This is a genomic window from Pseudobythopirellula maris (assembly GCF_007859945.1).
Classification (GTDB): domain Bacteria; phylum Planctomycetota; class Planctomycetia; order Pirellulales; family Lacipirellulaceae; genus Pseudobythopirellula; species Pseudobythopirellula maris.
The window spans coordinates 721,932-743,814 of the sequence record NZ_SJPQ01000002.1 but is presented as its reverse complement, the minus strand read 5'-3'; the positions used below and the strand labels follow the sequence as shown (position 1 = coordinate 743,814).

The 21,883-nt window shown below is 68.8% G+C and carries 12 protein-coding genes; 4 read left to right on the top strand and 8 right to left on the bottom strand.

All coding sequences use genetic code 11. The features are described 5' to 3' along the window. Positions 1-7: 7 nt before the first annotated feature. The 7 genes from Mal64_RS10705 to Mal64_RS10675 form a co-directional block, all read right to left on the bottom strand. Positions 8-2,458, bottom strand: coding sequence for a glycoside hydrolase family 3 N-terminal domain-containing protein (locus Mal64_RS10705; protein ID WP_197525647.1), 2,451 nt, complete (start codon positions 2,456-2,458; stop codon positions 8-10). Between the two features lie 251 nt (positions 2,459-2,709). Next, a complete protein-coding gene (locus tag Mal64_RS10700; protein ID WP_146399926.1) occupies positions 2,710-5,259 on the bottom strand; it encodes a hypothetical protein in 2,550 nt (849 codons plus the stop codon). A 361-nt stretch (positions 5,260-5,620) separates the two neighbouring features. After that, positions 5,621-6,259, bottom strand: a complete 639-nt coding sequence (locus Mal64_RS10695; protein WP_146399924.1) for a hypothetical protein — start codon at positions 6,257-6,259, stop codon at positions 5,621-5,623. A gap of 183 nt (positions 6,260-6,442) precedes the next feature. Then, positions 6,443-7,546 (bottom strand): glycoside hydrolase family 18 protein, encoded by a 1,104-nt coding sequence (locus Mal64_RS10690; RefSeq protein ID WP_146399922.1) that lies wholly within the window; start codon positions 7,544-7,546, stop codon positions 6,443-6,445. Between the two features lie 82 nt (positions 7,547-7,628). Next, positions 7,629-9,788 (bottom strand): prolyl oligopeptidase family serine peptidase, encoded by a 2,160-nt coding sequence (locus tag Mal64_RS10685; RefSeq protein ID WP_231993657.1) that lies wholly within the window; start codon positions 9,786-9,788, stop codon positions 7,629-7,631. A 170-nt stretch (positions 9,789-9,958) separates the two neighbouring features. Next, positions 9,959-12,940, bottom strand: a complete 2,982-nt coding sequence (locus tag Mal64_RS10680) for an efflux RND transporter permease subunit (RefSeq protein ID WP_146399920.1) — start codon at positions 12,938-12,940, stop codon at positions 9,959-9,961. 63 nt (positions 12,941-13,003) lie between these two features. Further along, positions 13,004-14,302 (bottom strand): BBP7 family outer membrane beta-barrel protein, encoded by a 1,299-nt coding sequence (locus Mal64_RS10675; protein ID WP_146399918.1) that lies wholly within the window; start codon positions 14,300-14,302, stop codon positions 13,004-13,006. 349 nt (positions 14,303-14,651) lie between these two features. Here Mal64_RS10675 and Mal64_RS10670 point away from each other — a divergent pair, with 349 nt between their 5' ends. After that, a complete protein-coding gene (locus tag Mal64_RS10670) occupies positions 14,652-16,898 on the top strand; it encodes a tetratricopeptide repeat protein (protein ID WP_146399916.1) in 2,247 nt (748 codons plus the stop codon). Continuing rightward, positions 16,895-18,058: a bifunctional diaminohydroxyphosphoribosylaminopyrimidine deaminase/5-amino-6-(5-phosphoribosylamino)uracil reductase RibD gene (gene ribD, locus Mal64_RS10665; protein WP_231993655.1), complete on the top strand. Its 1,164-nt coding sequence runs from the start codon at positions 16,895-16,897 to the stop codon at positions 18,056-18,058. The genes Mal64_RS10670 and ribD overlap by 4 nt, the downstream gene beginning before the upstream one ends. A 19-nt stretch (positions 18,059-18,077) precedes the next feature. Here the strand turns inward: ribD and Mal64_RS10660 are convergent, their stop codons facing one another. Continuing rightward, a complete protein-coding gene (locus tag Mal64_RS10660; protein ID WP_146399914.1) occupies positions 18,078-19,976 on the bottom strand; it encodes a tetratricopeptide repeat protein in 1,899 nt (632 codons plus the stop codon). Between the two features lie 322 nt (positions 19,977-20,298). Here Mal64_RS10660 and ychF point away from each other — a divergent pair, with 322 nt between their 5' ends. Continuing rightward, positions 20,299-21,390 (top strand): redox-regulated ATPase YchF, encoded by a 1,092-nt coding sequence (ychF, locus tag Mal64_RS10655; protein ID WP_146399912.1) that lies wholly within the window; start codon positions 20,299-20,301, stop codon positions 21,388-21,390. A gap of 178 nt (positions 21,391-21,568) precedes the next feature. Beyond that, positions 21,569-21,859: a FeoA family protein gene (locus tag Mal64_RS10650; protein ID WP_146399910.1), complete on the top strand. Its 291-nt coding sequence runs from the start codon at positions 21,569-21,571 to the stop codon at positions 21,857-21,859. Positions 21,860-21,883 lie beyond the last annotated feature (24 nt).

The window sequence follows — 21,883 nt, the reverse complement described above, 5'->3', positions numbered from 1 at the left end:
TCTCGCGCTACGGCGTCGCCGGACCGTCGACGAGCTCGAATGCCCCGCCGAGCGTGGCGGCCGAGTCGCCGCCGATCCACAAGCGGAATTCGCCCGGCTCGAGACGCGACTCGCCCCGGTTGTCGAAGAACGCCAGGCGCTCGGCCGGCAGCTCGAACTCGAGCTCGGTCGATTCGCCCGCCGCGAGCGTCACACGCCGGAACGCTTGCAGCTCACGCACCGGCCGTACGAGACTCGCGGCCACGTCACGCGTGTAGAGCTGCACGATCTCGGCGCCGGCGTGGTCGCCGGTGTTGGTCAGGCGGCAGCGGGCCGTGAGCGTTTGCCCGGCTCGCAGCTCGGCAGTCGTGATCGCCAATTCGCTGTAGCCGAACGTGGTGTAAGAGAGCCCATAGCCGAACGGGTAGAGCGGGAAAGGGTCGACGTCCAGATAGTGCGAGCGGTATTTCATCTCCTCGGGGAAGTCGCTGCGGTCCGAGCCGATCAGCGCCCGCACCTCGGCCTGCGCCGGGCGGCCGGTCCTGGGGTGGTTGTAGTAGAGGGGCGACTGGCCCACGTGCTTCGGGAACGAGAGCGGCAGCTTGCCGCTCGGCGAGGCGGCGCCGAGCAGCAGGTCGGCGATCGCCGGGCCGCCCATCGTGCCGGGGTGCCAGGCGTAGAGCACCGCGTCGGCGAGAGTCGCCTCGTGACCGATCGTCAGCGGCCGGCCGGCCAGCACGACGAGCACCAGCGGCGTGTCGGTCTGGGCGAGGGCTCGGACCAAGGCGGGCTGGGCGCCGGGCAGGTTCAGGTCGGCCCGCGAGCGGGCTTCGCCGCTGAGCCACCAATCCTCGCCGACGAACGCGATCGCCACGTCGGCGCGCGACACCACCCCCAGGGTTTGCTCGAATCGCTCTTCGCTCGTGTCCGTCGAGGAGTCGAGCGCCGGGGCGTGCGTGACTTCGGCTTCCGGCAGCGCGTTGCGGAGCGCCTCGAGCGGCGTGATTGCTTCCTCCGGCTTGCCGTCGAGCATCCAGCAGCCGAGCTGGTCGCGGGCGGCGTTGGCGAGCGGGCCGACCACCGCCACACGCCGCAGCGCTGCGGGGTCGAGCGGCAAGATGGCTTGACCGCGCTGCGGGGCCCGCTGCTTGGGCGGCCGGTTCTTGAGCAGCACCACGCTTTGCGTGGCGAGCTCCCGAGCGGCGGCGAGGCTCTCTTCGGCGGGCTCGTTGAGCGCGGCGGTCGACTCGCGGGGAGGCCCGACCCGCAGCTTGAGCCTCAACACCCGGCGGACCGCTTCGTCGATCTCGGCGAGCGGCGTCTCGCCCGCCTCGACCAGTTCGAGCAGGTTCTCGCGGTAGGTCTCGGAGGCCATCTCCATGTCGACGCCGGCGGCGATCGCCTTCTGCGCAGCGTCGCGGCTGTCGGCGGCGTAGCCATGCTCGATCATCTCGACGACCGATCCCCAGTCGCTCACCACGAGGCCGTCGAAGCCCCAGCGGCGTTTGAGCAGGTCGCCGACCAGTTCCCGGCTGCCCGTGGGCGGCACGCCATTCACGCTGCTGAAGCCGGTCATCAGCGTCAGGCAGCCGGCGTCGAGCGCCGCCCGGAACGGCGGCAGGAAGGTGTTGTGCAACTCGTTGATCGACACCATCGACCGGTTGTAGTCGCGGCCCCCTTCGGTGAGCCCGTAGGCGACGAAGTGCTTCGCGCAGGCGGCGAGAACCGGCCGCGCAGGGTTGTCCCCCTGGAATCCAACGACCATCGCCGCGCCGAGCGTCGAGGCGAGCTGCGGGTCTTCGCCGAGCGACTCGGCGATGCGACCCCAGCGGGCGTCGCGGCTGATATCGAGCATCGGCGCGAAGGTCCAGTTCACCCCTTCGACACGCGCCTCCTCGGCGGCGATGCGGGCGGCCCGGCGAACGAGCTCGGGGTTCCAGCTGGCGGCCTGCCCCAGTGGGATCGGGAACACGGTCCGGAACCCGTGGATCACGTCGCGCGGCGTGAGCAGCCAGAGGCCGAGGCGTGACTCTTGCGTGGCGACGCGTTGCGCTTCGCGTGTTTGCTCGGCGTGCCCAGTGTAGAAGACCGACCCGACCCGCCCGTGGCGGATGTCGTCTGCCAAGTCATCGGCGAGCGTCTCACCCCCGGGGGCCACTTGGCAGAGCTGTCCGATCTTCTCTTCGAGCGTCATGACCGCCAGCAGACGAGCCACACGCTCTTCGACCGCGCCGCTCTCGAGGTCGATGTTCAACCGCTCGATCGGCGTTTGCTTATCGGTATTAGCCCGGCGCGTCGTTCCGTACTGAGGGCCAGTCTCGGGCTGCATGTTCTCTTCCGATGAGGCGTCGTTCGTTGGCGGCAAGCTCTCTTGCTGCGAAGGCCCTTGTTGGGCGCTAGTGGTCGGCGACCAGGAGCCGCCGGCCACGCAGGCGACCAGCGTGGCGATCAGCGCCCATCGGCGCGTGGAGCTTGTCATCGTGCCCATGCCGCTTGGTTCTCGTAGATCAGTAGAGTGTCAGAGAAGGCTGCGCGCAAGTTTTGCATGGCGGCGCAGCGGGGTCAAACTAAGGACGCCGATTGCGTTGGGGGCAACCGTAAAGAGGCAGCCGTGCAACCAGCGTGGCGCCGAAACGTCCAACTCACGAACCACCTATAAACAAACGCCGCCCTGGGCGAGCCCAGGGCGGCGTGTGCGGATAGCGGTGTGGAGAGCTTGCCGAGCTGCGATCAGCGGACCAGCATGCGGCCCGTGACCGGCGAACGGCGCCGGATCGGCCGGCTGGAGGTCGACGCATCGGAGCCCGATTGCGGATTCGACCCTTGCGCTTGCGACCGCTGGTCTTGCGTGCGGCGGGCGAGCGAGTTCATCGGTTGCAGCGACGGCTGCGTCGCAGCCGCGGTCTTGGAGCCCGACTGCCTCGACGCGGTTTGCCCGTTGCGGGCCGGGGGCGAGGCCGGCGCCGCCGCGGGCGCCTGCGCCACCTCGTCGTTCGGCTCCGAATCGGGGCGCGACAAGCGAGCCATTTTGCTGAACTTGGCCGCCGTCTCGCGGTTGCCAAGCCTGCGGTGCATCGTCGCCAGGTTGCCGTACGGCACGGAGAGAGACTTCTCCTCGAGCACCCCGGCGGTGTGGGCCCGTTCCATCTGCTCGGCGCCCGTTTCTGTCAGTTCGATCGCCACTTCGCGTTGGTCCTGGTCCCAGTACGAGACCGCCATGCTGACGAGAGTCTCGCCCTCGCGGCGCGGCACGAAGAGCTCGCTCTGCGGGCGGTCGATGTCCATCATGCTGCGGGCCTTGTCGAACCAGGCGACCGCCTCGGCGTGGTCTTGCTTGTGGATCGCGTTGACGGCCCCGATGTAGAAGTAGAGCTGGCCAACCTGGAGCTGGGCTTCGCTCGACTCGGCCCGCGGTTCGGCGCCGCCGCTCAGCAACTCGATCGCCTTGGCGCCGTAAGCGAGGGCGGCGTCGGGTTCGCGGCGGGTGTGCTCCACCCGCAGGGCGTGGGCGTGGGCCACGCCGTGGAGCCAACTTGTGTTGGCCCGTTCGAGTTCGTCGTCGCAGCCTTCGAGCATCGCCTGGGCGGTCTCGTCGGCCTCTTTGATCCAAGGGCCGGGGTCCTTGGTCGGCTTCATCTCGGCGAGCGTGTCCAGGGCGCCGATGGCCACCTGCATACGCAGCCCCAGGTCGCAATCGCCGCTAACGATCGCCTCTTCGGCGAGGCCCGAAGCGCGGCCGATCCATTCGGCCACGACCTCCGCCTGGCGGGCGTATTCGCCGCGGGCGATCTGCTTCGCGACCGCCAGATGGGCGCCCACGAGCAGCTCCTTGGCCGCCCTGCGGTCGGCGCCTTCCGGCAGCGTGGCGACCGAATCGGCCAGAGCGATCGCGGCGTTGTGGAACCCGATCGCCTTGCTCTCGATCTCTTGATCGCCCAGCGAGGCGAGCCGGCCGAGCGTGTGCAGGGCTTGCGCCCGCGCCGCGTCGGGGGCGTCCTGGTCATCGATCACCTTGCGGGCCTCGAGCACCGCTTGGTCGTATTGCCCGACTCCCAGCAGGGTGTCGGCCCAACGGATGCGGTAGGAGGCGTTCTCCGGGTCGAGCCTAACGGCGGCCGCCGCGTGGGCTTCGGCCCGGTCGCTCTTGCCGATGCGTGTTTCCCAGCCGGCCATCAGCCACTGCGCGTGGGCGTTCTTGGGGTCGAGCGCCAACGCTTGCTCCAGATCGGCCAAGGCCTTGGTCGGCTCGTCCGCGGGGCGCAACTCCGCTCGCAGGGCGAACGCCTCGGCGTCGAGCTCTTGCAGCACAATGTGGGTGGCGGCCGGATCCTCGTCGGCTCCGCTCGCCTCGGCGTCGCCTTCGGCGATCAGCAGCATCACGCCCTTCTCGGGGTAAGCGACGCCAAGCAGCTCGCCCGTGGCGTCGCGGATGTCGACCGACTCGACCGACTCGATCCGCAATCGCTTGGCGAGCGCGGCGGTCGGTTCCGGCTCGGCGAGTGTGATCCGCAGCAGGCGGACCACCCGGTCCTCGACGAGCACGTCGACTCGCGAGTCAGACGCGACCGGGTAATGCAGCACCTCGGCCGATCCCTCGCCCACGGCTTGCGTCGAAGCGGCTTTGCCCCAGGCGTCGACCAGCTCGACCCGGCTCGTGACGCCGGGCGTCACGCCGTGGAAGCTGGCCGGGGACACGGTTGTGCTGTCGTCTTCGAGCGATCCGTTGAGGTCGGAAACCGACACCCGCTTCGACACATCCCGCGGCGCGGCAGCCGGCTGGGGCTCGGCCAACTCGGGCTCGTACTCGGAGAACTGCGAGATCGGCTCGAGCACGTCCTCGCCTTCGGAGGGGGCCCTCTCGCCTTCTTCTTGGCGCACCGCGACCAGAACCGAGTCGAGCGTCAGCGCCGAGTCGGAGCTGGGCGACGCTTCGGCGGCGGGCTCCTCGGAGGCGACCTGCACGATGGCGTCGTGCGGGGCGGCGTCGTTTGAGGCGTCGGCTTGCTCCGTCGTCGCTTGCTCCGTCGTCGCTTGCTCCGTCTCCGGTAGCTGCATCGTTGGCTGCAGGGGTGTTGGCTGCAGGGGCGCCGCCGGCTGGGGTTCGGTCAATTGGGGGATCGCCAATTGAGCCTCTGCCGGCTCCGCGTCGGCGGCCGGTTCGGTCGCCAGCGAGGCGCCGGCGCCGAGCCACAGGGCCCCGGCGAGCAATCCTGCGGCCGGGCGAATCCAGGGGCTCGCCTGGTGGGCGGGGGCGTCCTTCGAACGGTTATGCATGACCATGGGTGTTCCTCCTTGAACACACTAGCGGCTCATTCACCCGGCCTGCGCCGATCGCAGCTCCCCACGCATGGGGGGAGCGGTAGAGGCCTGGGCGTATTCTGTGCGCTTCTCAGCATCCGGTATCGTCGCGGTCGGCAGAACCGATCCAGGCGGAATAGCCGGAATCGGCGTAAATAGCCTGCAGCAGGGCGCCGGCGCCGCTGGCGCCAGCAAGCCGTGGCGACCGCCCAGCCCGCGACTGAAAGGCAAGCGGCGGGTGTGTAGAAAAAGGCTGCTAGCAGCGACGAGAAAAGGCGCCTAGCTGCGATGACTCATTTCGCATGCATGCGAGGAACTATTCACGATCGCGGGGCTCGCACGCCTATCGCATGATTCTGCGACGCGACAGGCACGCGCCGGTGGCGAGCATGGCCCAAATGGCGGCGGTAGCCGGCTCGGGCGACTCGCCCGGAGGCGGCGGCGAGACATACTGGGTTGGGTCGCCTGCGCCGAGTTTGGAGCTGCCGTTTCGCGAGCCGCCGATAGCACCGACCGTCTGGGCGCGAACGCCAGCAACCAAGCCCCCGCTAACGCTAGACGCCGAGGGGAAGAAAGTACCCACATCGAGCGCTGCAGTCGCGTGAGAGAGCACGAACATCGCGGTCTGATAGTCGTCGACTCCCCCTGCCCCGTTGCCAAGACCGATCTCGACGCCAACGTCGAACGGGCCAAGCGGGTTGATGTTGGGATTGCCGCCTCCCATGTTCGCTACGTTGTTGGCGGAAAACGTTTGTGCGTTGCCGAGCACCGTGCCTGGGCTGCCGGTCGCACTGAGACCAGAAAGAAGCGATTCGTTAGCCACGTGGAAGTAAACGCCGCGCAGATCGCCCGTGTTGACCGAGTCGACGATCGAGACAGTGAACTTCAGATCGTCGCCCGCTTGCTCGACGACCATTTCGGTCGCCAGCGTCGAATCGGAGAACGTGAACAGCAACGAACCCTGGGCGGTTGAAACCGCCATCAGGACGAACGCTGCAATCAAGACTTTACTAGCTTTGTGGAAAGCGAAATTCATCGTTGAGCGACCCGGTGGAGGGGTGCGGCGCTTGGGGGGGAATGCGCTGACATTGCGGATGTCTGCACAGCCTACTCCAATGGGGGGGTGCGGCGCCAGTAAAATCCGGGTTGATTGAAGAGTCGGTAGCTATTCAGCCGGCCAGGCTTTGTTGGCCGCTCGCAGCAGCCAGTGCTTGCCGTCCGGCATGCGGTCTTGGTGCAGGGCCCAGAAATGCATGCCCCGCAGGCTCTGCTCTTGGGACCAAGCGGCTTTCTTGGCGACCGACGCGGGGTCGTCGTATCCGATCACCTCGCTGCGGCCTTCGATCGCTTGGAGCCAGGGCGCCTGGCTGTCGTTGTCCCACTCGCTGGGCCAGCCCTTGCCGACCAGCTCGCGGATCTCGGCGTAGCCGACCGCGCGGTGGTCTTCGGCCTTGGCCGGGTCGAGGCGGTCGTACGGCTCGGCCACGGGCAGCAGGCGGCCGTACATCGGCAGCCCCATCACGAGCTTCTCGGCGGGCACGCCGCGCGTGTCGCGCCAGTACCGCATCGCCCCGGCGACGCTCCGCTCGTCGGCCTCCGGGTCGCGGGGCGAGGCGAACAGCGGGGCGGGGTGGCCCGCGAAGCGAGACCACTCGCCGCTCAGGTCGTACGCCATCACCGCCAGCCAGTCGACATGGGGCGTGATCGCCTTGGCGTCGATCCACTGGCCGAAGAACGCCGTGGGGCTGACCATCGCGGTGAGCAGGTAGGGAGCTTCGCGGTCGGCGTCGTCGGCCGCGGCGTCGAGACCTTCGCGCAGCGCCGCCACGAGCGCCGCGTGGCCCGCCCGGGTCGCGGCGTCGCGGGGGAACTCCCAGTCGAGATCAACGCCGTCGTAGCCGTTGTCCCTCACCAGCTGGACCACGCGGTCGGCGTAGCCTTGGAGCTTGGCGGGGTCTTTCGACACGAGCTCGAGCCCCTGGACCGTGAGCCCGCCGCCGAGCGTGACGAGCACCTTCACCCCGTGCTCGTGGGCGGCGTCGCAGAGCGACGGGTTCGGCATGGCGTCTGTCGTGACGAGCTCGCCCTTGGCGTCGGTGCGCAAGAAGGCGTGGCAAACGTGCGTGAGCTCATCGAACGGGAGCTGCTCGACCGGCAGGTCGCCGTACGTGGCGTAGTAGCCAACCATCACGCGTGGCGGCGCCGCGGCGGCGGCCTCGGGGAGAATGCTAGCAAGCACTAACAGAACTACGCTCGTCAAACGCCGCATGACAATTCGCTCAAACCGAGTTGGGTGTGGGGGTTGGATGTGGGAGGCGTCTCAGACGCCTCCCACAGAATAGTGGGAGGGGTTATTTACCGGCGCCTACATTCGCCCACAAGAACGACCAGAGGTCGGCCGCCTCTTCGATGCGTTTGCTCGTCGGGGTGCCGGCGCCGTGGCCGGCGCGGGTCTCGATGCGGATCAGCACCGGCGTGTCGCCCGCGTGGCAGCGCTGCAACTCGGCGGCGAATTTGAAGCTGTGCATCGGCACCACCCGGTCGTCGGTGTCGGCCGTTGTGACCATCGTGGCCGGGTACGCGACGCCCTCCTTCAGGTTGTGGTACGGCGAGTAGGCCCGCAGCACGGGGAACATCTCCGCGTCGTCGGCCGAGCCGAACTCGTCGCGCCAGAACTGGCCGGCCGTGAAGGTGTGGAACCTGAGCATGTCCATCACGCCGACGGCCGGCAGGCAGGCGCCGAACAGCTCGGGCCGCTGCGTCATGACGGCTCCCACGAGCAGGCCGCCGTTGCTGCCGCCTTGGATCGCCAGGTGCTTGCTCGAAGTGATCTTCTGGTCGATCAGCCACTCGGCGGCGGCGATGAAGTCGTCGAACACGTTCTGCTTCTTGTCGAGCTTGCCGGCGGCGTGCCACGCCTCGCCGTACTCGCCCCCGCCGCGCAGGTTGGCCACCGCCAGCACCCCGCCGCGCTCGACCCAGGCCGTGCGGCTCGGCGAGTAGCCGGGGGTGAGCGAGATCGTGAACCCGCCGTAGCCGTAGAGCAGCGTCGGGTTCGTGCCGTCGAGTTCGAGCCCCTTCTTGTGCATCAGGAAGATCGGCACGCGGGCGCCGTCTTTGCTGGTGTAGAACTCGCGGCGGACTTCGAGGCTCTCCAGGTCGGCGGCGACCTCGGGCTCGCGGAGCTTCGTGACATCGCCCTGCGCGATGTCGTAGCGGTAGGTCGTGGGCGGGGCGTCGTAGCTGGTGTAGTAGAAGAAGGTTTCCTGGTCCTCTTGCTTGCCGCCGAAACCGCCGACCGAACCGACGCCCGGCAACGCGACCTCGCCGAGCGGCGTTCCCTCGACATCGTACAGCCGCACAACGGCGGCGACGTCCTCGAGGTACTGGGCGAAGATCTTGCCCCCCACGTACGAGGCGCCCTCGAGCGTGGCGTCGGACTCACGCACGAGCTCCTCGAGGTTCTCGCGGCCCGGCCGGGCAAGGTCGAGCGCCACGATCCGCCGGTTCGGCGCTTGGTAATCGGTCGTCAGGTAGATCCGGTCGCCGTCGGCGCCGAAGGGGGACCACTCGTTCTGGAAATCGTCGAACAACGGCGTCCACGGCGCGTCGTGCGGGGCGGAGGTTTCGCGGTAGAGCAACTGGTTCTGGTTGTCGGTGCCGGTGAACACCCTCAGCAACAGGTAGCGACCGTCCTCGGTCGGCGAGACGCCGAAGCTCCAGTCGGGGTGCTCCGGGTTGCTGTAGAGCGTTTGGTCTTCGGACACCGGTGTGCCGAGGCGGTGGAAGCAGATGCTCGGGTTGAGCGCCGCGCCTTGGAACGCCTCGCCCTCGGCGGGCTCGGGGTAACGGGTGTAGTAAAAGCCCGACCCGTCCGGCGCCCACCCGATGCCGGAGTACTTGACCCACTCGATGACCTCGCCGGTCTCTTTGCCGTCGGGCAGGCTCATCACGCGGATCGTCTTCCAGTCGCTGCCCGCCTCGCTCCGTTGGAAGGCGAGCCAGCGGCCGTCGTGGCTCGGCGAGTAGCCGGCCAGGGCGATCGTGCCGTCCTCGCTCCAAGAATTGGGGTCGATCAACACCTCGCCGTCCGCCTCCGCCGAATCGGCCAGGTAGAGCACGGACTGGTTCTGCAGCCCGTCGTTCTTGCGGTACAGGTAGCGTGGGCCCGCCTTCTGCGGCGGCGAGTAGCGGGCGTAGTTCCACAGCTCGGTGAGCCGCTTCTCGAAGGACTCACGCTCGCTCAAGCCGTCGAGGTAGCTGCGCGTGAACGCCTGCTGACGCTCGACCCAGTCGGCCACGCGGGGCGACTCGCGCACGTCCTCTTCGAGCCAGCGGTAAGGGTCGACGATCGACACGCCGTGGTAGGTGTCGGTGACCGGCTCGCGGTCGGTCTCGGGGTAGGGGCCCACGCCGGGAAGCTCCTTCGCCGCCGCTAGGCAGGCTGTCATGGGGGTGGTGGTCAACAGGCCGATCGTGATCGCCGCCGCGAGTGGGATGCACCGCTTCATCGCCGCCCTTCCGGTTCAATGCATAGTGGTCAGATCCTAGCCCACCATGATCGCCGCACCGGCGCGAAGACGCCACCCGACCCCTGGGGATGGGCGATAGCTGGCGAGACCAGCCAAGAAATAAAGGGGCGCCAACGCCTTGCACGCGTGCAGCCGGAGCGGCTCGCCCCTCAGCCCGCCGACTCGTTTCGCTGCGGCCGGCGCAGGTTGCGGAGCTTGTTGCGGAGCTCGGCGTTGGCCGGTTCGAGCGGTTCGTCGGGCGCGTAAACGCGCGGCGCTACGGCGGGAACTGCGGTCGGCGGCTCGGGCGAAGCGGGTTCGGCGAGCTCGGCGCCATCGCCTTCTTCGCCAACGATCCGCAGGGCGATCGGCTCCGGCGAAGACTCCTCTGCGGTCTCGATCTTGGCGGGCCGATGCCGACGCGGAACCAAGTACTTGCCCAGGGGCCCGCACAGCAAGGCGGGCAGCAGCACCAGGTCGCCTACCAACGCCGCTGACAACAGCACCATCATCAGCAGCCCGAACTGCCGGGTCGGCGTGAACGTGCTGGCCATGAAGACCGCCATGCCGATCCCGACGATCAGCGTCGTCTGGATCATCGCGACGGCGGACCGCTCGAAGGCGTGGCGGACCGCCTCGGGGCGCGAGAGGCCGTCGTTCAGGCCGCGACGGAACCAAGTCGTAAAGTGCAGCGTGTCGTCGACCGCCACGCCGAGCGCCACGCTGGCGGTCATCATCACGCCGATGTCGAGCTTCACGCCCAACCAACCCATCAGGCCGAACACCACCGCGACCGGGAAGACGTTCGGCGCCATGGTCACGAGCCCGCCCATCGGGCTCCTCAGCACGATCATCATCACGCCAGCGATCAGCAGCACGGCCCACAGCAGGCTCTCTTTGAGGCTCGCGATCAACTGCCGCTGCGTCTTGTAGACGAGCGGCACGATGCCCGTGTACGTCGCCCGCGTGATCGACGCGTCGCCGGTCTCCCAGCCGCCGCTGGCGTCCTTGCTAGCGGTGCCGCAGTCGATGAGCGTGACCGGCGCGTCTTCGCCCAGTAGCTCTTGAGCCTTCAGCAACGCGCGGCGGTCGAGGCAGACGACGGCGTCGAACGCGGCCAACTGGCCGGCGAGCCGCTCGAGCTCGGTCGCCTTGCTGCCGGCCATCCGTGTGAGGTTGCCTTGGGCGACCGCGTCGCGCCGGCCCGACGCTTCGCGGAGCAACTCGACGAGCATCGCCTCGGCCGAGTCGGCCGGGGCGGTTTGGTCTTCGCGTTCGCCGCGGAAGAGCAGGCAGAACCGGCCGTCGCGGCAGCCCCCTTCGGTGGCGGCGACCATCCGGTCGCGGGCCCGATAGGCGCTGAGCACCGGCTCGACGCGTTGCCGGAGGTCCTCGACAAACAGCCCGTAGTCGACGTCGTCGAGCGCCGACAAGCGGGCGCTGAGGCGCCAGAGCTCCGCCCCGGTTGGCTGGCCCTCGGCGTCGCGTTCACGCGTGACGTACTCGGCGAGATCGTCGCGGCTTTGCTCGAACGCCAGGCTGGCGGCGTAGTCGCCCGCTGCGCCGAGCGGGTCGCCCGGCGGGGGAAGGAACGTGGCGGCCGAGAGCGTGCGGCCCACCGGCTCGAGGGTTTCGATCCGGCCCGCCAGCCGCCGCGCCAACTCGGCCCGTTCCCGCATGGTCATGCGGTAGGCGTGGGCCCCCTCGGCCAACTCGTCGGGCTGGCGCAGGCGGCTCTCGTCGAGCCGCACGACAACCTCCATCGGCACGAGCTTGCCGAGGTTCGCCTCGAACCAGGCGTAGTCTTGCACCAGGTCGCAGCTGGGGTCGATCAGCTTGAGCAGTTGCACGTTCGCTTCGGTCCGGACCACCCCGCCGCCGAGCGCCGCCAACGCGACGAGCGCGATCGCGCTCACCCAGGCGTGGCGTTCGGTGACGAAACGTCGCCAGGCGTCGAGCCAGCCGGGCAGCCGCTTGGGCGTTTTCTTGCGCCGCGGCAGCCGCGGTGGGTAAACATGCAGCACGGCCGCCGAGACGGCCAGCAGCAGACCCACGCTCGCCACAACCGCGCAAGAGGTGAACAGGCCGAACTTCTTGATCGGCAGCACGTCGCTCGTGGCGAGCGACACGAGGCCGACCGCCGTCGTGAGCGCCGCCAGCACGCACGGCAAGCCGGCCGAGGCGATCGCCCGCTCCACGGCTCCGTGGCGGCCGTGGCTGGCGCGTTCCTCACGGTAGTAGTTGATCAGGTGCACCGCACCGGAGAGGGCGAGCACGTACACGACGGCGGGCGCCGACATGAGCACGGCGTCGGCTACCCCCAGCCGCGGCGATGGCAACCCGAGCACGAGCACCTCGAAGGCGCCCGCGTAGTAGACCATCGCGAGGCACAACGCCGCCCCGGCGATCGCCACGCCGAGCGCCAGCCCGGTGAGCCGCAGGCTGCGGAAGCAGAAGTAGGTGAGCGCCAGGCCGACGATGCCCGAGAGCCCCGCCAAGCGGATCAGGGTGCGTTGGCCCTCGCGGTCGATCGCCACGTTGTCGGCCGGCGGGCCGCCGACGTGGAGCGACGCGACCGGCACGCCGCATTCTTCGGTAGCGAGACGCTCAAGCTCGTCGAGGGCGGCGCGCATGCCGCGGTTGTCGCTGGAGGCCGCCGCCGACATGGCGGCGACCATTCCCACGGGCCGCTCGTCGTCATCGGCGCCGGCGGCCGGGGGTGGACCGACCAGGGCGCCCTCGAGCCGAGCGATGGCCGCCCCGCGCGACAGCCCGGGGCCATCGTTCATGAGTTGGTTGACCAGCCCCGGCCCCGTGAGCACGCGGGTGAAGAGCTGCCGGCCCTCGGCGTCGCGGGCCTTGGGCAGCTTGGCGGCCAGCATCCGCATGCGGTCGTTCTGACCGAGCGTGCAGCCGTCCCACGACACGACGACCACGGCCTCGCCCGAGAAATGACGCTGGAACCAAGCCAGGTCGGCCGACTCGCTGTAGCTAGCCGGCAGCCAGTCCTCGGCGCGGTTGGCGCTCGACTCGATCGTGCGGCGGGCGGCCCGTGGCGTCATCGCCACGACCAGCGTCGCGACGAGCGCGAACCACAGCCAGTTCGACAGGCCCAGCGTGTGGCGATCGAGAAATGTCGGCGCTCGGGACATCGCGTTCGGGCGCTCGTGGCCGCGTCGCTGGAACTAGGGGAGAAACATCGACTCGTCGGCGGCCTACCAGTAGTACTCCGTGCCGAACGACACGCCGTGGTAGAACGGGTCGCCCGACACGCTGAAGTCGATCTTCTCAGGCGTGAAGTCGAGCTCATCCGGGGCCAGCGCCACGGAGGTGACGTACATCACTTCGTAGCTCGCCCGCAGCGACAGGTTCGGCCGCAGGTGGTAGCGTCCGACGATGCCGGCTTGCATCATGTACGACAGCTTGTTGCGGTTCACTTCTCTCGAGAAATCGTCCGCCGTTCCGGAGGGCGAGTTGTTGTACGCCAAGCTGCGGCTGAGGCTGGCGTCGTTGATGAACACGCCGTTCTTGCCGTGGAACGAGACGTTCCAACGGTCGGTCTCGTAGGTCAGCCCGAGGCCGAACTGCGGCCCGAACAGGTTGTTGCTGGTCTTCACACGGAAGTCGCCGTCGGTTGATCCATCGGTTTGGTTGACCGAACGGACCCCTTGGGCCTCGAGCAGCAGCTCCTCTTCGAGGTCGAACAGCCGCAAGCCGAAGAGGTACTCCTTGGTGTAACCGTGCGGCGCCCGACGGACCCAGTTGCCCGAGGGCATCAGCTCCATCCGATCGTGATTCAAGCGTTCGGCGACCCGGTAGTTCCACTCCCAGCTGTGGAACCGGCTGTCGTAGTCCATCGACATCGAATCGGATTGATCCAGGCTCGGGGTCGTGCTGTCGATCAGCACCGAGGTGGTCAGCGTGATCCCGCCAGGAAAGGTTGAATCGGCCTGTTGACGCTGGTAGTGCTCGCCGCCGCCGAAGACAACCATCTCGGCCGTGTGGTCGCGGTTGTTCAGGTCGCGAAACAAGAAGCGGCCGAGCGTCAATCGACCGTGGCCTTCGCTGCCGTGATCGCTCACGTTCACGCCGATCGCACCGATGTCGAACAAGTTGTTGCCGAAGGCGACCGTGTTGGTGGCGATCGAGAGCTCCTCGCGGTCCCAGACGCGATCGTACACCACGCCTTCGAGGTCGGCGTACCATATCCCACGCCGCAGCCAGGTGGCCGAGCTCTCGGTGAGCGCGGGCATCTGGTTCATGGCGTAGTCGTCGTACGACATTTTCACGCCGCTCGATTCGGCCGACTCGACGCGCATCACGTCGTCGACCGACGGCGCCGCTGAATCGGTCGGCTCCGCGCCGAGCGTGGGCCCGGGCATGGTGAGCGTTTGACGGCTCGAGGGAGGCATCTCCTCCATCGGCGTCGGCAGATTCTGCGCAAGGGCCGGCATGGTAAGGGCCGTCAATATCGCGGCAAACGCCGCGGCGGTCGTGATTTGGGGACTGGCCACCTGTCGTTTCTCCTCAGGCACGCGTGTCTTTCCCTGCTAGGGAGGCCTTCTAGGGCCTTGGTTGCCGCTGTCCGATCGGAGGCGCACTCCGCTTAGAACAGGGCCGTTAGTACCGGTAGATCGACCTTGTGCAGCCCGGAATGGAGTCATTACCGGCAGAATCCGGAAAATCGGCGCCCGCGGCGCATTCCTCCTAGTTTCGCGCGAGCGGCCCATCTAGCGGTGGAAGCCGCCGGCTGCGGCGGTAGAATCGGGGGCTTGGAAACACCGTCTCCCCCGCCCCGGCCCCTTTGGGCCGCGCGTGGCGGTTGAGGAGACCCTCGCATAAACTCCCCCAATTGGCGGCCCGATGTCGGTAGACCCCTACTCGCCTTGTCCCTGCGGCAGTGGCAAAAAGCTGAAGTTCTGCTGTGGCGATTTGCTTGGCGATATCGAGAAGATCCACGCCATGGTCGAGGGCGATCAGCCTCGCGCCGCGCTCAAGCGTCTCGAGCAGACCCTCCAGAAAGCGCCGGGCCGACCCTCGCTGCTCGACTTGAAGGCCTCGATCGAGTTGTCGATCGGCGACCACGACGCCGCCGAGCAAACCGTCGGCCAGCTGGTCGAGGTCGACCCCAACAGCCCCTCGGCGCACGCACTGGCGGCGATGCTAGCGGGGGCGCGGGCTGTCGCCCCCGCCGAGAGCGGCGACGGCCAGGCCGAGCCAAGCCAGCACGCCGATAGCATGCTCCCCAGAAGCCGAGCCGAAGAGACCGTCGCCGACAAAGAGACGGTCCGCCAAGCGGTCGACGCGTTGCAACGCGCGCTCGAGCTGATCGAGCGCGACCTGCCGCTGCGTGTGCTCGAAGCCGTTGGGGCGGTGGGGCAGGCCTTGTTGGTCTCGGGCGACCTGATCGCCGCCCGGGCCCACCTGTGGCTGTACCAGGGCATCAGCGGCGGCGAAGACACCCGCGCGATGCAGTTGCTGATGCGGCTCAACCAAATGGGCGGCATGCCGCTCTTGCTGCGCGACCAGCTCTACCTGCGCGACACGCCCGAAGAGCACGCCGCCGAGGCCGAGCACGACCGCGCTCAGCTGCTCGCCAGCCGCGGCATGTGGCGGGCGGCGGCCCAGAAGCTCGAGGCCTTGTGCGAGCAGCACCCCGACGAGGCGACCTTCGTCTACAACCACGCGTTGCTGCTCGGTTGGCTCGGCGAGACCGACCGCATGGTCGAGGGCTTTCACGCCTACGCCGCCGCGTTGCCAGCGGAGGGCGATTCCTTGGCGGACGACGCGGTCGAGACCGCTGCGATCGCCCAACTGCTCGATCGCAGCGGCGATCAGGTGTCGTACGACGTGGTGCGCGTGACTTACGCGATCGCCGACGAAGAGGCTGTGGTCGAGCGGCTCGCCGTCGACAAGCGGCTCGTGCCGCACGATGTCGACCCGAACGAGTGGAAGGAGAGCCACGGCCCGGCGCCGCGTCGCGCGTACATGGTGCTCGACAGCCCCGCGCTCGACAGCCCCGACGGGCTGACCCTCGCCACGGCGCCGCGGATCATGGGCTTTCTGTCGCACTACGGCCGGCGGACCGACCGCGAGGAACGTCTCGTGCTGGTCACGGACCGCGACGACGATTTCGACCGCGTGCGGGCGATCGTGGCCGAGGCGGCCGGCGACGCGTTGGGCGATGAAACCGAGACCGAAACGATCGACCAGACGCCGGCCATCGAGCGGGCTTTCGCCTACCGGGCGCACCTGCCCGAAGGCGCGACCCCGGCGATGCGGCGCGAGCTGCAACTCGCCCACCGCCGCGACGTGATCCTCAACCAGTGGCCCAAGCTCGAGCAAACCACGCTGGCGGGCAAGTCGCCCGAGGCCGCCGTGGGCGACGACACGCTGCGGCTGCCGCTCGCCGCGGCGATGCTCATCCTCGAGCAGACCCCCGGCATGGGCCGTCACGCCGAGGCGTTGCGCGAGCTTCGTGGGCGTCTCTCGATGGCCGAGCCGACACCGATCGCGCCCGCCGACGCCGACCCCGAAACGCTGCCGCTCGTCCGCGCGGCGCGTCTCGACTTGACGGCGGTTTCCGACGACACGCTGGCGAGCCTCTACCAGCGAGCGACCCTGGCCGGCGCCACGGCGCTGCTGCTTCGCGCCGCTGCCGAAGTGGTCAGCCGTCCTTCGCTGGCTGGTGTTGTGTCGACCGACGAGGCTTTCGAGCGACTCATCTCGCTCGAGGACGACCACGAACGGGCCCTCGAGTGGGTCGAGCGCGCCCGCCAAGCGGCCGAGGCCCAGGGCAAGAGCTCGGCGCCGTGGGACATCTTCGAGCTGGAGCTGCTGGTCATGCTCGGCAAGTCGGAAGAGGCCAACACGATGATAGCGCACCTGCGCGACGAGCACCTCAGCGAGCCCGGCGTTCCCGAGCAGCTCTACCAGTTGCTCTACTCGCTCGGGGCGATTTCTGACGATCCCCGCGACGCGCCCGGCGCGCCCCCCGAGGCCGGCATCCCCTCGCCGCCGCAGGGCGCCGAACCGGCGGGGGCGATCTGGACCCCCGATGGCGAAGCGGGCGGCGCCGGCGGCTCGAAGAAGCTGTGGACCCCCACGTGAGTCGCGACCCCTATCCCACCGACGGCGCAGACCCGCCCGACACGCTGGCGGACGAAGCCGCCTGCATGCGCCGTGCCCTGGAGCTCGCCGCCCGCGGCGAGGGGGCGGTCGAGCCCAACCCGATGGTCGGCTGCGTCGTGGCCCGGCGGACCGACGCGGGCGCGTACCGCGTTGTCGGCGAGGGGTGGCACGCGCGGTTTGGCGGCCCCCACGCCGAGGCCGCGGCGCTGGCTCAGGCGGGCGACAAGGCGCGCGGCGCCACGCTCTTCGTCACCCTCGAGCCGTGCGCCCACACCGGCAAGACGCCCCCCTGCGTCGAGGCGATTTTGCACGCCGGCGTCGAGCGGGTGTTCGCCGCGGTCCGCGACCCCGACCCCCGGGTCGACGGCGGCGGCTTCGAGCGCTTGCGTCGCGAGGGGGTGGCGTGCGAGGTCGGGCAGGGCGGGGCCGAGGCGCTGCGGCTGCTCGCCCCCTACCTCAAACTTCAGCAGCGCGGCCTGCCGTGGGTTATCGCCAAGTGGGCGATGACGCTCGACGGCAAGATCGCCGCCGCCGGTGGCGACAGCCAGTGGATCTCGGGCGACGAATCACGCAAGCAGGTCCACCGGCTGCGCGGCGTGGTCGACGCCGTGGTGGTGGGCCCCGGCACGCTCGCGGCCGACGACCCGCTGCTCACGGCCCGCCCCCCAGGGCCCCGCGTGCCGCTGCGAATCGTCGTGGGTCTCACACGGCCGGGACCCCCGACGCGGCGTTTGTTCGACTCGCTGGCCGACGGCCCGGTGCTCGCGGCGGTGGGCGCCGACTACCCGGCGAGCGACGCCGAGGCGTTGCGATCGCGGGGCGTTGAGGTGCTCGTGACCGAGGGCCAAGACCTTGGCGGGATCGCCGCCTGCACGCTCGAAGAGCTAGGCCGACGACGGCTGACGAACGTCTTGGTCGAAGGGGGCGGCGGGCTGCTCGGCGCGCTGTTCGACCGCGACGCGATCGACGAGGCGCGCGTGTTCCTTGCCCCCAAGGTGATCGGCGGGGCGGGGGCGCCCGGTCCGGTGGCCGGCACGGGGCTCGAGCGGATCGCCGACGCCCGCGTGTTCGAGCCGCTCAGCTGCGAGCAGTTTGGCGACGACCTGTGTGTCACCACGCGCCGTCGGCCGCCGCTCTAGGCGCCGCGCCGCCCGCCGGTCAGAAGCTCATCGTCTGCGCCGGGGCCGGGTCGGCGGGCTTGTCGGCCATCGGGTCGGCGTCGTCGCTCGCGGGAGCATCGCCCTCGGTCTCTTCCGCCTCCTCCACGCCTTCGGTCTGCCGCTCGCGCCACGGCTCGCCGCGTTGGTAGCTCGCCAGCTCCTTCGAGAGCTGGCCGTCGTAGTCTTCGTCGCCCATGGCGACCGCCTTGGCGGACCACTCTTGGGCCTGTTCGAAATCGCCGCTCTCGGCGTAGGCGGCGGCCAGGGTGCTGAGGATGTGGGGCTGCTCGTACTCGGTGAGCTCACACGCCTCACGGGCCAGCTCGATCGCCCGTGCCCCGTCGCGGAGGTCGTCGTTCGGTGAGGTGGCCAGGGTCCAGGCGTAGTTGTTCAGCACGCCCGGGTTGTCCGGCGCGAGCGTGTTCGCCCGATCGAAGTCCTCGATCGCCCCGGCGTGGTCGCCCACGAGCAGCCGCATGTCGCCGCGCAGTTGGTAGGCGATGGGGTTCGCGGGCGCCAGGTCGATGGTGCGTGAGAGCGCTTCGATGGCGGGCTCCGTTTGTTCACGGCTGACGTGCATCAAGCCGAGTTGCAGCTGCACCCCGGGGTCATTGGGGGCGGCCTGGGCGATCTTTTGCATCGTGGCGAGCGCCTCTTCGCCGCGGCCGAGCACCTCGAGCAGCCGGACCCGCATCAAGTGGGCGCTTGCCAGTCCGGGCTGCAGGGCGAGCGCAGTCTCGACATCGCCGAGCGCCTCCTGGTAACGCTCTTGGGCGTTGTACAGCTCGGCGCGGATCAGCAGCGAAGTGAGGTCGTTCGGCTGAAGCTCGATCGCCTTGTCGAGTTGCTCGAGCGCCGCTTCGGTGTCGCCAAGCTCGTTGTATACCTTGCCGCGGAATTGGTACGGAGAGAGCGCTTCGGGGGCGAGCTCGCTGGCGCGGTTGAAACTCTCCAACGCCTCCTCGTTCTTCTTTTGCATGAGCAGCGCGAGCGCCTTGAGTTCGTGGACGGCGAAGTTGCCGGGCTCGAGCTCGAGGGCGTGATCGATGTCGGCCAGGCAGGACTCGGCGTCGCCGGTGGCTTGGTGGTGCTTGGCTCGCAGCAACAGGAATTCGACTTTCTCCGGGACGAGCTCCACCGCCCGGTTCAGGTCCTTCAGGCGCCGGCCGCCGTCCTCCCGGGCCACGCCGCGCAGGGCGTACGCCTGCGCCAGCTTGTCGGGTTCGATCTGATCGAGCGCCGGGTCTTGGGCGGCCGCCTCGGCGGCTTGGATCACCTTGGTGAGCGCCCGGCGGGCCTCGCTCTTGTTGCCCATCTTGAGCGACTGCAGGCGGCCGATCAGCATCCACGCGTCGGTCAGCGATTCGTCGAGGCTCACGCAACGCATCAGGTCGGTCAGCGCCATCGAGCGGATTTGCGTCCAACGCGGGTCCTGACGCGGGTCGACGTTCTGGTTCTTGAGCACCGCGGCCGACAGGGCGGCGGCGCGCTGGAAGATCGTGGCTGTGAGCACCTGCTCGGCGAAGTCGGTGTTTTCCGCGTCGAGTCCCTTCTCCAAAGCCAGATCAATCAGGTCGACCACCTTGTTCAGGTCGCCGATGCCGGTTGCTTCGAACTTCATCTCCAAAGCGCGATCGAGGTCGGCCTGGCCGGGATTGGCGTTGGGCTCGGGGTCGGCCTCTTCGCGTGCTTCGGGTTCTGAGGCGGCTTCGCTCTCGAGGGCTTCCTCCGGCTCGTCGGCGGGTTCCTCGGCTGGGGCCGCCGATTCCGAGGTTGCCTGTTCCGAGGTTGTCTGTTCGGCGGGCTCTTGCCCAACGGCGGGCAGGGCGGACCAGGGCAGGGCGAGGCCCGCGGCGAGAAGCAGGGCGATCGGGAGCGACAAGACGTGGCGGCGCATCGGGTGACTCTTTCTGTCGGCTGGCGTAGCGATTCCGTCCGGGGCCGTTCGGCCGAGCTGCATAGGCCCGGCGTCGGCTCTAGGGGGCATTATTGCGGTAGACTCGGCCGAAGGCCATGTTGGTTTGCGGCGTCTGCGCAGAGTGTGCGACGTGGCAGCAAAGCGCATGGTTCCGTACGCCGCCCGGGCGGCGGCTGTTCTCGTTGCGGCGACGGGCCTAGAATCGTCGCTCCCCAGAGGGTTTGCCGCCCCCCCTGCCCCACGGCTGGGGGGACGCGCCCCCCTTCCCCACCGATTCATTACCCGAACCCGCCCCCACGCCATGGAAGCCGGCATCGTCGGTCTGCCGAATGTCGGCAAAAGCACCCTGTTCAACGCGCTCACGTCGGCCGGCATCGCCAGCGAGAACTACCCGTTCTGCACGATCGAGCCCAATGTCGGCGCCGTGCCGGTGCCCGATTCACGGCTGGACGTGATCCAGGGCTACATCAAGACCCAGAAGGTGATCCCCGCGATCCTGCAGCTGGTCGACATCGCGGGCATTGTCCGCGGCGCCAGCGAGGGGGAGGGCCTGGGCAACAAGTTCCTCACGCACATCCGCAACGTCGACGCCATCCTGCACGCCGTGCGCTGCTTCGAGGACGGCGACATCACCCACGTCGACGGCTCGGTCGACCCGCTCCGCGACATCGAGACGATCGACACCGAGCTGATGCTGGCCGACCTGCAGTCGGTCGAGTCGATGCTCGACAAGGCGAAGCGCACCGCCCGCACGGGCGACAAAGACGCGAAGCGTCGCGTCGGGCTGCTCGAGCAATGCCACGCCCTGCTGGCCGACGGCAAAGCGGTGCGGGGTATTCAGCTGGAAGACCCGGCCGATCAGAAGGAAATGGCCAGTTTCCAGCTGCTCACCGCCAAACGCGTGCTCTACGTGGCCAATGTCGAGGAGGACGATCTGAAGGGCGAGGGCGAGCTGGTCCAGCGTGTTCGCAAGCACGCCGAGGCCGAGGGGAGCGAGGTCGTTCCCGTTTGCGCCCGGCTCGAGGCCGAGCTGAGCGAGCTCGACGCGGACGACCGGGCCGAGCTGCTCGAGTCGGTTGGCCTCGAGGAGCCGGCGTTGGCGTTGCTGGCGCGGGCGGCCTATCGGGTGCTCGGCCTGCAGAGCTACTTCACGGCTGGCGAAAAGGAAGTGCGGGCCTGGACCGTTCCGATCGGCGCCACGGCCCCGCAGGCGGCCGGCGTGATCCACACCGACTTCGAGCGTGGCTTTATCCGGGCCGAGGTCTACTCGGTGGACGACCTGACCGAGCTCAAGAGCGAGAAGGCGATCCGCGACGCGGGCAAAATGCGGGTCGAGGGCAAGTCGTACACCATGCACGACGGCGACGTTTGCCACTTCTTGTTCAACGTTTGACCCGCGGCGCCTGCTTGCCGGGCGACCCACGAAAGCTCCCGGCAGGTGCTTTCGAGGGGGGCTTCGATGGATTTCCGCTCCCCCACTTGCCGAAAGTAATCTGCGTAGCTAAGATTCCTGGATTGAGATTGGTTCTCAGTTTCTAGACGCGACTTGCAACGCAGTCCCCCGCCGCCCCATGTTGCTCAACGCCTTCATCCGCCTGTTTCATACCGGCCGTGGGACGAATTCGCCCCGATCGGCGACCCCCGGCGACTGCTCCGTGGCCCACATGGCCGCCGGCTCGGTCTGCCGCGTGGAGTGTGTTTCTGGCGACGCCTACGAATCGACCCGGCTGCGTTCGCTCGGCATCTGCGAAGGACGCGAGTTGCGGGTGGTGAGGGCCGGCAACCCGCTCATCGTTGGCGTTCTCGGCACGCGGGTGGGCCTGTCGCAGCAGCTGGCCGCCTCGGTCCGCGTCGCTTCGTGACGTCCTGACCCTTGCCGGAAAGAA